The sequence below is a fragment of the Coriobacteriaceae bacterium genome (assembly GCA_025992855.1).
GTDB lineage: Bacteria > Actinomycetota > Coriobacteriia > Coriobacteriales > Coriobacteriaceae > Collinsella.
Window position 1 is genome coordinate 705,654 of the sequence record DAJPGB010000001.1, and the last position, 12,542, is coordinate 718,195.

At 55.5% G+C, this 12,542-nt stretch carries 12 protein-coding genes and 1 tRNA gene; 9 read left to right on the forward strand and 4 right to left on the reverse strand.

Going from position 1 to position 12,542, the window contains the following annotated elements; all coding sequences use genetic code 11:
- Nucleotides 1-197 precede the first annotated feature (197 nt).
- The 8 genes from OIL88_02915 to OIL88_02950 all read left to right on the forward strand — a co-directional run bounded on the left by OIL88_02915 (nt 198) and on the right by OIL88_02950 (nt 7,574).
- Nucleotides 198-902 carry a GntR family transcriptional regulator gene (locus OIL88_02915; protein HJI71326.1) on the forward strand — a complete coding sequence of 235 codons (705 nt, stop codon included), beginning with the start codon at nt 198-200 and terminating at the stop codon, nt 900-902.
- A 135-nt stretch (nt 903-1,037) separates the two neighbouring features.
- Nucleotides 1,038-1,457 carry a hypothetical protein gene (locus OIL88_02920; protein ID HJI71327.1) on the forward strand — a complete coding sequence of 140 codons (420 nt, stop codon included), beginning with the start codon at nt 1,038-1,040 and terminating at the stop codon, nt 1,455-1,457.
- A 62-nt stretch (nt 1,458-1,519) separates the two neighbouring features.
- Entirely contained in the window at nt 1,520-1,993 is a 474-nt protein-coding gene (locus tag OIL88_02925; GenBank protein ID HJI71328.1) for a PTS sugar transporter subunit IIB, read from the forward strand.
- Between the two features lie 236 nt (nt 1,994-2,229).
- A complete protein-coding gene (gene tnpA, locus OIL88_02930; protein ID HJI71329.1) occupies nt 2,230-2,688 on the forward strand; it encodes an IS200/IS605 family transposase in 459 nt (152 codons plus the stop codon).
- 250 nt (nt 2,689-2,938) lie between these two features.
- Nucleotides 2,939-3,973 carry an SIS domain-containing protein gene (locus OIL88_02935; GenBank protein ID HJI71330.1) on the forward strand — a complete coding sequence of 345 codons (1,035 nt, stop codon included), beginning with the start codon at nt 2,939-2,941 and terminating at the stop codon, nt 3,971-3,973.
- Between the two features lie 81 nt (nt 3,974-4,054).
- Nucleotides 4,055-4,828, forward strand: a complete 774-nt coding sequence (locus tag OIL88_02940) for a PTS sugar transporter subunit IIC (protein HJI71331.1) — start codon at nt 4,055-4,057, stop codon at nt 4,826-4,828.
- A complete protein-coding gene (locus tag OIL88_02945; GenBank protein HJI71332.1) occupies nt 4,828-5,676 on the forward strand; it encodes a PTS system mannose/fructose/sorbose family transporter subunit IID in 849 nt (282 codons plus the stop codon). Before OIL88_02940 ends, OIL88_02945 begins: the two co-directional genes overlap by 1 nt.
- Before the next feature lie 431 nt (nt 5,677-6,107).
- Nucleotides 6,108-7,574: a putative DNA binding domain-containing protein gene (locus tag OIL88_02950; GenBank protein ID HJI71333.1), complete on the forward strand. Its 1,467-nt coding sequence runs from the start codon at nt 6,108-6,110 to the stop codon at nt 7,572-7,574.
- A gap of 100 nt (nt 7,575-7,674) precedes the next feature.
- Here the strand turns inward: OIL88_02950 and OIL88_02955 are convergent, their stop codons facing one another.
- Together OIL88_02955 and dcm are read right to left on the reverse strand one after the other, a co-directional pair.
- Nucleotides 7,675-8,166 carry a hypothetical protein gene (locus tag OIL88_02955; GenBank protein ID HJI71334.1) on the reverse strand — a complete coding sequence of 164 codons (492 nt, stop codon included), beginning with the start codon at nt 8,164-8,166 and terminating at the stop codon, nt 7,675-7,677.
- A 126-nt stretch (nt 8,167-8,292) separates the two neighbouring features.
- The gene (gene dcm / locus OIL88_02960) at nt 8,293-9,555 is read right to left on the reverse strand and encodes a DNA (cytosine-5-)-methyltransferase (GenBank protein HJI71335.1); all 1,263 of its coding nucleotides are present in this window, start codon (nt 9,553-9,555) and stop codon (nt 8,293-8,295) included.
- Between the two features lie 149 nt (nt 9,556-9,704).
- On the opposite strand from dcm, the gene OIL88_02965 reads away from it, so the two are divergent.
- Entirely contained in the window at nt 9,705-11,210 is a 1,506-nt protein-coding gene (locus OIL88_02965; protein ID HJI71336.1) for a Sau3AI family type II restriction endonuclease, read from the forward strand.
- A 56-nt stretch (nt 11,211-11,266) separates the two neighbouring features.
- Here OIL88_02965 and OIL88_02970 read toward each other — a convergent pair whose 3' ends face one another.
- A complete protein-coding gene (locus tag OIL88_02970) occupies nt 11,267-11,953 on the reverse strand; it encodes a DUF5710 domain-containing protein (protein HJI71337.1) in 687 nt (228 codons plus the stop codon).
- 335 nt (nt 11,954-12,288) lie between these two features.
- Nucleotides 12,289-12,363 (reverse strand) — tRNA-Val (locus OIL88_02975).
- Nucleotides 12,364-12,542 lie beyond the last annotated feature (179 nt).

The following is a 12,542-nucleotide window of genomic DNA, read 5'->3' on the forward strand; positions in this document are numbered from 1 at the left end:
CGAACTGAAGACGATGTGGGCGGACTAGCCTAGCTAGGTTGATAACGAATGCCGCGGGTAGCCGCTGCACCCCGCTAAAGTGAAATAACACCCCGTTTACCGAATTATTTAGGAAATATATGGACTCCTAAAAAGTTCTAAGACAATATAAGTCATCTATCTATAAACTGCTGATTCCTTGCAAAGGTATGGTTGATATGGTTGAAGCAAATAGCGTTGTCCCCCTGTACAAACAGATTGTCCGTGCGCTTTCTGATTCGATCGCCAACGGCACGTACCGCCCGGGAGATAAGCTCCCGACCGAGGCGGAGCTCATCGAGCAATTTGGCGTGAGCCGAATAACGGTTCGCTCCGCAATTAAAGAAATGGAAGATGCTGGGCTTGTTGAGAGGGCCCGCGGCAAGGGCACGTTCGTTTCGTCGGACACACAGATGTATGCCGCGGACGACCGTGAGAGCTTTACCCATTCGTGCCAGCTTGCGGGCAAACAGGCGTCTACCAGGGTTCTCGAAATGGGCTGGGACTTCCCAAGCCTGCGAGACGCGAAGTTCCTGGGCGTAGACGATACCCAAAAGGTATTGCGTAGTCGTCGTCTGCGTCTTGTGGATGGCAAGCCCACGATGCTGGAAACCAATAGCTATTCCGCTGCGCTTTCTTTTTTGGAGCATGAATCCCTCGATGATTCGCTGATGGCGGTACTCGATCGCCAGGGGATCAAGATGGGTCCCAACACGCGTACGCTCGAGGTCTGCTATGCGAGCGAGCTCGAGGCGGCATATCTTAACGTGGAGCTGGACTCTTCGCTGCTTCTGTTTGTCGATAGGCGTTATGCTCCAAGCGGCGAGCCGCTCTTCATCTCCCGTCAGGTGTACTGCACCGAGCGACTGAAGTTCTATTTGTAAATTAGAGATAGATTAGTCTATTTACCGACCAATTGTTACCGTTCGCGGATTTGGAAAATAGACACACCACGTAGGGCAGATTGCTAATATACTTTGTTATGACAATATAGTACGTTCTATTGGTATTGGAGAACTATGAATAAGATATTGCTAGCGAGTCATGGTTATCTCGCCCAAGGCATGAAAAGCTCTCTGGAGATTCTGATGGGCACTAACGACCGAATCGAGTGCCTGTGCGCCTATATCGATGACGATTCAAGGGACGTCGCGGCGTTGATTGATGCATGGATGGAGACGAGGGACCCTGCCGACTCTTGGTTTGTCGTGACTGACATCTTTGGCGGCTCTGTAAACAACGAATTCATTCAGAGGCAGACTGCCGGATCGTTTACGTTGATCACCGGAATGAACTTGCCGCTGCTGGTGGAAATGGTTACACAGCTGGACTCCCTGGATGCGGACAAGGCCAAAGCCGCGGTCGAGGGGTCGCGTTCGTTTATCCAGCTTTGCGAGGCGGTGGATATGCTCGCCGATGTCGAAGAAGAAGAGTTCTAGCTCAAGCTTCAACGAATAATTCAACCTTGTCATTACCTTTATTACGTGCGGAGATGATTACGATGATTAAGCTTACGAGAGTTGATTACCGATTGATTCACGGCCAGGTCGCCATGTCTTGGACACATGCGCTGGATGTCGATTGCATCCTGTGTGCCAGCGATGCCGTGGCAAAAGACGACATGAGAAAAGCCGCTTTGAGGCTAGCTCGTCCCAACGGCGTGAAGCTCGTCATAAAAGACGTAAACGCTGCTATCGAGGCGCTCAACAGCGGCGTTACCGACAAGTACTCGCTGTTTATCATTGTCGAGACGATCGAGGATGCCTATCGCCTTGCTAAGGGCTGCAAAGACATCAAGGAGATCAATCTGGGCGGAACCCGAAAGTCTCCCGAGACCACGCTTCATCCGACCCCCGCGATCTTTGCGACCGAAACCGATGCCGAGCATATCCAAGAGCTTGTCAACGATGGCGTGGTTATCGAAATCCGTCAGGCACCCAATGACTCAAAGGTATTTGCCAAGGACGTTTTCTAACTGGAAACATGCCATTGTCTAGCATTTATTAACTAGGTCCTCCTTTCTTAAGCCCGTCGATCATCTGATCGGCGGGCTTTTTATTTCTTCAAGACTTTAGTCTGCTGGCCGCGCAGCGGCCAGCTTTAAACCACCCGCTACGCGGGTGGAGACAAACGGCTTTACAAAGCCACCCCTCCGACCGATATTGACGATTGTTCAGGCCGTCAAGAACTCGAGTCGAAGGGGTGGTCGCCATGGCCCAGAAGGCCTACAGCCTTTCCCACACGAGGTGGATGTGCAAGTACCACATCGTGTTCACGCCGAAGTATAGGCGCAAAGTGATCTACAACCAAATCAGGAGCGACATAGGGGAGATCCTCAGGAAGCTGTGCGAGTACAAGGGGATCGAGATAATCGAGGGGCACCTGATGCCCGACCACGTGCACGTGCTGCTGGCGATCCCGCCGAAGTACAGCGTCGCGAGCGTCATGGGCTACCTGAAGGGGAAGAGCTCGCTGATGATATTCGACAGGCACGCCAACCTCAAGTACAAGTTCGGCAACAGGAAGTTCTGGGCGGAGGGCCACTGCGTGTCCACCGTCGGCCTGAACGAGGCGACGATCGCCAAGTACATCAGGGAGCAGGAGTCCCACGACATCGCGCTGGACAAGCTGAGCGTGAAGGAGTACGAGGACCCCTTCAAGAGGGGGTGACCCCGCCGGTTCGACCGGCGCGCCACGGGTCAAGATGCACTAGGCCTGGACGAAGTCCGGGCCCGCGCCTTTAGACGCGAGCCCGGGGCCCGTGGGTTATACCCTAAGAGCAAACCACCCTTTTTAAGGGTGGTTCTGATTAAAGAAAAATCAAAAAAATCTGAAATAGTTCTTGCATAGTTAGTTATATAAAGTATTATAACGTCATGGGATGAATGAAGGGTTCATCCAAGTGAGTTAGGAGTAAGGGATGTTCAATTTCGATGAGCCTCGTTACGAGAAGGTTGTGAGCGATGCCCTCGCTCTCCGTCCTCAGATTGAGGCTGCCGTGGACAAGGTCTGCGAGCAGGGTTATTCCAACATCTTCTTCATCGGCTGCGGCGGCACCTGGGCCCACACGCTCCCGATGAAGTATTGGGTCGAGACCACCACGGCCGACGTCGACGTCCACTGCGAGATCGCCGCTGAGTTCCTCGCATGCCCGCCCAAGACCTTCAACAAGGACTCGGTCTGCGTCTTCTCCACCCGTACCGGCACCACCCCCGAGATCATCGAGGCCGCCAAGTTCTGCCAGGAGCAGGGCGCCCGCACGCTGATGTATGTCTCCAACGACAACACCCCGGCCACCGAGTACGCCGATTACAAGTTCTTCAGCTTCGCCGAGGACGACGTCCTGTGCGAGGCCATCTACACCTACCAGATCACGCTGGTCGCCCGCTTCCTCAAGAACGCCGGCGCCTTCCCCAAGTACGACACCTTCATGGAGGAGTTCGGCAACATCGCTCCGTACCTCATCAAGGCCAAGGACGCTCAGGACGAGCGCTGCGCCGCCATGGCCGAGGACTTCAAGGACACCGACTACCACATGGTGATCGGCTCCGGCATGCTCTGGGGCGAGGCCTACGACTACGCCATGTGCATCCTCGAGGAGATGCAGTGGATCAAGACCAAGTCCATCCACGCCGCCGAGTTCTTCCACGGCACCATCGAGCTGTGCGAGGAGGGCACGAGCCTCATCATGCTCTACGGCGAGGACGACACCCGTAAGCTCATGGACCGCGTGGACAACTTCACTCACATGCTCGCCGACGAGAAGGGCGTCCATGTCCGCGTGAACAAGTTCGACACCGCCGAGGTCGAGCTGCCGTTCAGCGACCCCGAGTTCCGCAAGATCGTCTCCCCGATGGTCACCTACACCATCACCGAGCGTCTGAGCTGCCATCTCGAGCACGTCCGTAACCACCCGCTCACCACGCGTCGTTACTATCACCAGATGAACTACTAATCCTCTCAAATTGCTGCGGTTGTCTGCAGGCGAGCTGCGCAGAACGCCTCGCCTGCAGACCTGTTTCTGGGGTTGATCGAAATGGTTGTCCAGTATCTTTTAGTTGCACTGGTCGCATTTATTGCGTCCATGGACGAGCAATTATTTGGCATTACGATGCTTGGTCGTCCGCTGTTTACGAGCCTGTTTGTCGGCTTGATCCTTGGCGATGTCCAGCAGGGCGTTATCGTCGGCGCTGCTTTGGAGTCCATGTTCATGGGCGCCATCATGGTCGGCGCGGCGGTTCCTCCCGAGGTCTATGCCTCCGGCGTGCTTGGCTGCGCGTTTGCCGTCATTACGGGTACGGGCACGGCAACTGCCGTCGCGCTCGCCCTTCCCGTCTCCGTCTTCCTTCAGGTGTGGCGCAACTTCTGCTACGCCGTTCCGGGTGCCTTTGCCTGCAAGAAGATTGAGACCGCTCTGGCAAATCGCGATCTTGCAAAGGCGAACCTGTACCATCTGACCGTCGTGCCGCTGTCGATTGGCATTCCGTCTGCACTGCTGGTGTTTTGCTCGCTGTTCTTTGGTGCCGACCTCATCAACAATGCGCTCAACGCGATTCCGCAGTTTGTGATGGACGGCCTCAACGTTGCATCCGGCGTCATGGTCTGCATCGGCTTCGCACTTCTTATTAGGACCATGGGCGATAACAAGCTGCTTCCTTGGCTGTTCTTGGGATTCATTATGGTCATCTACCTCAAGATGGACGTTATCGGCGTCGCCGCAGCTGCCATTTGCGTCGCACTGCTCCTGGCCTTCCGCGAGGGCTCGTCCGGTCCGCAGGCGGTTGCTGCAGATGAAGAGGAGGACTTCTAATGGCTACCCAGAACATCGACCTCAAGGAGGCCAAGAAGGACGCGATTATGACTCCCGATATGTATCGGAGCATGTTCCTTCGCCAGTTTACGAGCCAGTGCTCGCAGTCGTACGACAAGATGATGGCAATGGGCTTCATGTACACCATTCAGAAGCCCCTGCGAAAGATCTATCCCAACGACGACGATTACTATGCGGCGCTCGATCGCCATACTGAGTTCTTTAACATCACGCCTCATGTGCTTCCGTTTGTAGCCGGCCTAACGGTTTCGATGGAGGAGCAGGCGGCTGCCGATAAGAACTTCGACACGTCCTCGATTAACGCCATGAAGGTCGGCCTCATGGGACCGCTTTCCGGCATTGGCGATTCGTTCTACTGGGGTACGTTCCGCGTGGTCGCCGCCGGCATTGGTATTGGTATCGCTTCGACGGGCAACCCGCTCGGCCCCATCGTGTACGCGCTCATCTACTCCGTTATTAACTTTGCAACGCGTATCGTCGCCGCCCATCTGGGATACGACCTGGGAACCAAGTTCCTGCAGCAGTCCGAAGAGAACAACCTTATGTCTCGCATGACGCATGCTGCCGGTGTCCTCGGAATGACCGTCATTGGCGCGATGATTGCGGCGCAGGTCTCACTGTCCACTGCTTTGACCTTTGATGTGGGTGGTTCGGAGATTGTCCTGCAGGATCTGTTCGATTCGATCTTCCCCGGCCTGCTGCCCTTGCTGGCAACGTTCGCTTGCGTTGCCCTGTACAAAAAGGGTGTCAAGACCATTTGGATTATTATTGGTATCTTCGCGATCTGCATCATCGGAACAGGTTTGGGAGTGTTCGCGGCGGCGTAATGTTGACTGCTATGCTCGTGCGTTGGATAACTAACTGACCGTTTGAAAACGGGGTTCGGCGTAAGGCCGGCCCCGTTTTTTTGTTTGAGGGATTTTCCGACCGTCCAAAAATCCACGCTCGCCCATCACCCACGTATCTCTCATCTCTCATTCGTCACTGATACGAGAGATAGCAGAAAGACGAGAGATAAATATGAAAGATAACTGATTAGCAAAGAGACAAGCAATCATGGTATTGTCTCAATACTGATTGTTCTACCAGCAAAAACATGTTTAAATGAAACAGACGGCAGACATCTTATCTTTCATCTCTCACTTATCTCTAATATGAGAGATAGCAGTAAGATGAGAGATAATTACGAGAGATAACTGAGAGACGAAGGAAATCTATTCGCGGCATTCTCCGCCGGGCCGAGCGAAAGGGCATGCAGATGAACGAAAACGAGCTGACCGGTCTGCTCGAGTCTTTAAGGCGCATGGGCTCGGACGATCTTAACGTCGAGGTCAAGGAGAGCGCCACGACGCTTTCCCGCGACGTATGGGAAACAGTTAGCGCATTCGCGAATACCGCTGGCGGAATTATCGTGCTCGGCGTGAGCGAGCGCGCGGGCTTTGTCCCGGTTGAGAACTTTGAGACCGAGAAGGTGCTCAACCAATTCGTAGCGGGCATGGGTGATGCCGGCGGTCGCGGAAAACTGGCCAATCCGCCCAAATACACCATTGAACGCGTGGAGCTCCAGGGCGCCGTGGTTCTGGTCATCACGATTGAGGAGCTCGACCCGTCGAGCAAGCCTTGTTATGTCATAGAGCGGGGCGCTCAAGGCGGCAGCTACAAACGCATCGATGATAAAGATGTTCCGCTCTCGTCGACCGAGGTCCTGTCCTTGTCATCGTATGAACGGGCGAGCCCCAGTGATCGCGATGCAGTGCCCGGCGCGGTCGCAGGCGATCTTGACGAGGCCCTGGTCGACCGCACGATAGAGCGTGCTTTCTCACTGACACCTCGTGCGATGCGCGGCGCGCCGGACAAGAAAACGAAGCTGGAGCGCCTGAATTTCCTCGACTCCCAGGGCAATGTCACTAAGGCCGGGCTCCTAGCTGCGGGTGCCTATCCCCAGCAGTTCTATCCCAAGCTCTTTATCGATGTGGCGGTCTATGCCGGAACGCAGAAGGGCGCGGCGGGGCCGTTGAGGTTCATGGACCGTACGATCTGCGAGGGAACATTGGGCGAAATGATCTCGGATGCCGTCGCGGCACTCGCCAAGAATTTGCGGCGAACCTCGACGATCCAAGGCGTCTCGCGTGTCGACTCGCTGGAGATTCCCGAGGAGGTCCTGCGCGAGGCAATCGCCAACGCCGTAATCCACCGAGAATACGGAGATCGGTTCTGTGGGCAGTCGATCGCCGTCGACGTTTTTGACGACCGTATCGAGGTGACGAATCCCGGCGGCCTTTATGGAGGGAAGACTCGCGAGAACTTGTTTGACGGCAGCTCCCGATGCCGTAACGCGACGCTCGTGAAACTCATGTCGATTGTCCCGCTGCCGGATGGCGCAGGTTCGCCGGCTGAGGGCAATGGCTCGGGCATCCCGATGATGATCGATGCCATGCGCGCGCATGGTCTGGCCGAGCCCCTGTTCTGCCCGGGGTTCGATCGGTTCAAGGTCGTACTTTACCGTTCAAAGATCGAGCCAGTCGATCATGGCGGGGACTTGATTATGACGGCACTCAATCGCTACGGCGAATTGGGGACGCGCGAACTGGTGGAGCGCACGGGACTCACGGTTTCCCAGGTTAGGGCACGCGTCAATGCGCTCATTGAGCAGGGTGAGCTTGAGCCGACGGCGCCGTCGACAAGCCGCAACCGCAAATATCGACTGTCAGAGCGCGTGGAATAAATGCGTTAGTGGACGAGGCGACCCAATAATCGACCCTCGATTGGCGCCCACTAAGGTAAAGCGATTGTTGCCCAGTCGACGGTGATGCTAAAGACTCGGCTTACGCCGGCATGGCCCCGAACCCGTCCATCAAGAACAGCCTAAGAACCAGCTTGATGACATATCCCGGTTTGACTTCTGCCGCGTCAAAGACGTGGTGCTCGGCGAGCTCGCTACAGTATGCATAGATGTCGCGGATAAGGTCCGCGCCCGAGAGCGTAAACATGTAGCCTGCGTCCGAAAGCGCATTGGGCGCGGCGGGCAACTTGGCCATGTGGCAGAACGTTTGCAGGTCGGGCGCCATAACATTCTGGTAGTCGAGGTGGCCGCTGGCATCCTGTGCGGCAAGCTCCAATTGGCGCACAAAATCCAGCGCCGCCGCTAACACAAAGCTCGGCGTAGGCGCATTGACGTCCTGAGTGGTCGCCACAAGTCTGCCCGCCGCCTGCGTGACAAGCCAAGCGACCTCGCGCTGGCAACGCACGGCCTTGCGCGTAACCGGTTTGATGGACGAAGAAGAAACGCTCCCCTTAGGCGGATTCGAAGCAGTCATAAGACCCTCCCATGAACAATCCGGTCCAACGAGCCCGGATGAAACACGTGCTACATCAGTATACAGGGGAGTGGGGTGGAAAAAACGGAGTCGACAGCGTGAACTGCCGGCTCCGGATTGCTTGCTTTAGAGGCCGTACACTTCGACCATAGCTTCGCCAATGCGATGGGGCACGCCAGTGACGAGTGCGTTGCCCATGCAGAAGGCTCGATGGCCGTCAGTCATGCCCGTATCGGTCCAGCCTTTCGGGAATCCCTGAAGCTGGTCGAGCTCGTCGGGAACAAGACGGCGGAAACGGCCATCGGGACATTCGATGACGTGCTTGAAGCGGCTCGCTCCCGTGCCGCCTTCTCCTGTGAGGATGGTGCGGCTCGGCTTGTCGGTGGCATCCGGGAAGCTCATGGCTCCCTCGGAATACGTGTACGTAAAGCCTGTCTTTTTGTTAGTGCGCTCTTCGCGCTTGCTGCCCTTAAGGTAGCGCCAGTCGGGAAGCTTTTCGTTGGAGATGTAGAACTGCTCCGGGACATCAGCCTCGTCGACAAGCACGTCGCCAAGCACGTGGCGCTCACCGTGATAGTCCTCGGCAAAGTCGCAGGTCAGAACATGACAGCCCTGCATGACGCCAGCATTCTTGAATTGAGAGGTCTTTTGGCCGATGCCAAAACGAGTTGAGTTCTCGTAGGGGTCGGGTAAAACGTCGAGCTCGGACATCTCGTCGGGATAGATGGCGGGGAAGGCTTTAGCCATGACGCCGTTGTACATGCGATCAACGAGATCAACCTTGCCAGCGTCCTTTTCGCAGAAGATATAAACACGCTTGCGACGCTGGGGGAAACCGTATTCGGCAGAGTTGACCACGCGCCATTCGACCGTGTAGTCGAGGTCGGCAAGACAGCTTAGGATGATGGCGAAGTCGCGACCGCGTTGAGACGCGGGCGACTTGAGCAGGCGGTCGACGTTCTCAAAGAGGCCGAACTTGGGCTTCTTCATTTCGAGGAAGTGATAGATGTCCCACCAGAGGACACCCTTCTTGCCCTCGATGCCGTGTGCCTGATTGAGAGGACGCGCGACAGAGTAGTCTTGGCAGGGAAAGCCACCGACGACCATTTGCACGTCGGGGATTTTAATTTCGCCGGCTTCAGCCTGCTCCAAGACCTTATTGATATCTTCGTTGACAACGGAATCTTCGCCAAAGCGGTCCATGTAACAACGTGCCGCAAACTGACGCGCCTTGGTTCCGGGCGGTTCCCACTGGTTGGCCCAAATGGTGCGAAAGGGCCCGGCGGGGTTCATGTAGAAATCTGGATAACGAGGGTCAGCGTAGCCTTCGAGGCCCAAACGGAATCCGCCGACGCCAGCAAAAAGCTCGGCGATTTTGACCTCTGACATACACGCTCCCCCAAATCGCTGCAAATGCAAAGATCAAGGGTACAGAAATCGGGTTGCAAATGGAAGATCCCTTAGGGGATCTTCACGGTATAACCCGAATTTACAGTAGCATACGTATTAAGTCATGTCTTATTTCGAGAGGATTTGCCATGTCCAAGAAGCGCCTCGACTTCAAGCGCATGCTTGACGATACTGATTTTTCTGACCCCTCAAGCATCGAGCGCTATGCTGCCAATCTCGATGGCATGACGTTCCGCGATATTCTCGAGCTCGGTATTGCGCCGGAGGGGGAGAGTGCGCCCAAGGACTTTGGCTCCAAAAAGTACAAAGGCGGTATGGGTACTCTTATCGAGGAGCGCTACTTTGGCTACAAGGCCAATAGCGACGATCGCCCCGACTTTCCTGAGGCGGGCGTTGAACTCAAGGCCACATGCTTCGATGTTCTCAAGAACGGCCGTAAGTCTGCGGGTGAGCGTCTTGTCCTGACCATGATTCCTTACGACCGTCCCGTTTCGCTCGACTATGACAATTCGCACCTCAAGACCAAGCTCAGCAATATCCTGCTGATTTATTACGGCCGTGATCGCTCCATCGACAAATACGACCAGCGCATTGAGCGTGCAGTCATGGTTCGTCTGCCCGAAGAGGATATGAAGATCATTCGCGCCGACTACGAGAAAATCATTTCGTACATTCAGGATGGTCGCGCAGACGAGCTGTCGGAGGGCATGACCACCTACTTGGGCGCCTGCACAAAGGGCGCAACCGAAGCGACAATGTGGGTCGACCAGTACTACGAGTACTTCAATACCGATACGGGCGAGATCGAACGCCGTCGCGCGAAGCGTCGCGCCTTTTCTCTCAAACGCTCGTACATGGACTATGTGCTTCATACCTACGTGCTCGGTGCCCCGCGCGTTGGCGAGAGTATCGTTCAAGCTGGCGATGAGTCCATTGATTTCGAAAGTTACGTAACTGGACTTATCGAGCGTCATTACGGTGAGACCGATCGCCAAATTGCCGAACAGTATGGACTAGCGTACACGGGCAATAAGGCGCAATGGACAACGCTCGTCTATCGTATGCTCGGAATCAAAAACAATGCTGCCGAGGAATTCGTCAAGGCAGGCATTTCCGTCCGAACCGTTCGAGTTAACAACAGGGGGCACATCGAGCAGGCTATGTCGTTCCCGCCGTTTGAGTTCAAGCGTTTGATTGAGGAAGACTGGGAAACGTCGCCTTTTCATGCGTGCCTTGAGACCAATCGCTTCTTCTTCGTTGTGTTTCGCGAGGACCACGATGGCGTGCTGCGTCTCGACCGTTGTTTGTTCTGGGCGATGGGAGAAAACGAAATCGAAGGTCCTGCGAAAGCTTGTTGGGATGAGACGCGAAAGGTAATACGTGAGGGCGTTGAGCTCAATCCGTATCGGGATGCGAGCGGAAAGCTCAAAGTGACTAACAATCTGCCCGGTATGGCGGACAACCCAATTGTTCACGTTCGCCCGCATACGTCAAAAGCGGCTTACAAGTTTGCCGATGGAACAGAGATCGGTGACATCGCAAGGAATGCTTGCGAACTGCCCGACGGGCGCTGGATGACGAAGCAATCGTTCTGGTTCAACAAGGGCTATCTGGAGCACATTCTGGGGCTGTAGCGTTTTGGGATTGTTTAACGATCGAGCTCCTGCTCCTCAATGCCTCGATGTCATCTCTACAAATAAATCCCCTCACCGAGCTGCTTGTGGAACTCGGCGTGATGGTCGCGTGCCCAAGTAAAGAGTGCCTGGTCAAAGTCGGTGCGCGTGGCCGGGACGCCAAAGACGCCGGCAACTTCGACACGCACAAACTCCAGTGCCGGCAGCTTGTTGATGGCGGTGAGGGCAAACGGGGACGTGGGTTCTTCGAACAGATAGTGGCTGCCTTGCAGCGCGTCGCAACTGGTGCACGTGTTGCCGAGCGACGGGGCTTTGGAGGCTCGTGCGCCTACGGGTTTGTAGCCACAGCGCTTAGAAAGATAGTCGCGGATCTCGCCCGGGACGCAGCCAAGAGCGGGAACAATGGCGAGCGCGTTGGCATTGGCCGTGTCGATGGTAATGTGCCCGGCTTCGTTGGGCGCGTGCGCAATGGCGATGCCCTTGCCGTCATCGGTTCGATAGGGAATGCCGAAGGCCGCGACCGAGGTCCCTTTGTGACACTTCCAGCACTCGCGCTTGCCCAGTACTAGATATATATACGGCGCTGAGGGGTCGGATCGGTCAACACCGGGCAGCCACTCGGCAAAGGGCTCGGGGTTGACGCCGCTGGGTACATACCAGATCTTCTTGGTCCGGTCCCATTTGGCGCCCAGCGCCTTGGCTTCTTCTTTGTGCGAAAAGGGGACATCGAGCTCGGTGCGCATGGCGGCTCCTTGGTGCTGCAGGTGCAAGTGGCTCAAGGATACCGCAGGGCGCAGACATCGCGGCGTTTTGCTGAGAAGTTGCGGTGCGGACTGATTGGTTATGCCGATGGATAGATCGGCAAGTAGATGGTTGGCTTTTGGCCAGTTGGGCGGTTGGAGCAGCTTGCGGCGCAGTTTTGTGCCTGGCTATTGTTGATGTTGGGGTATTGAATTTGTTTGGCTGCCATTCGTCAGGTAAATTGATGCTACGTTGCGATGACGGTTGGAACTGCCAGCGGATTTGGCGACATAAAACAAAACAGCTCAGAGGACATAGCCTCTGAGCTGCGAACATTTGGTGGGCGTTAGAAGATTTGAACTTCTGACCTCTTCCGTGTCAGGGAAGCGCTCTCCCCCTGAGCTAAACGCCCGATCAAGGGTGCGCAAGCGCGCAAGGGATAATATAACGGAGCCTGAACTCGGTGGCAAGAACATTTTTAAAAATCGCTTACATTGTGGAATTCGGGGGCTTTGTCATATCCATTTCAAAAGAGCCCGCTGCCGCGATTTGGCTGTCGCATAATGCAAGGCCATTGCGGTATCGAGCTAT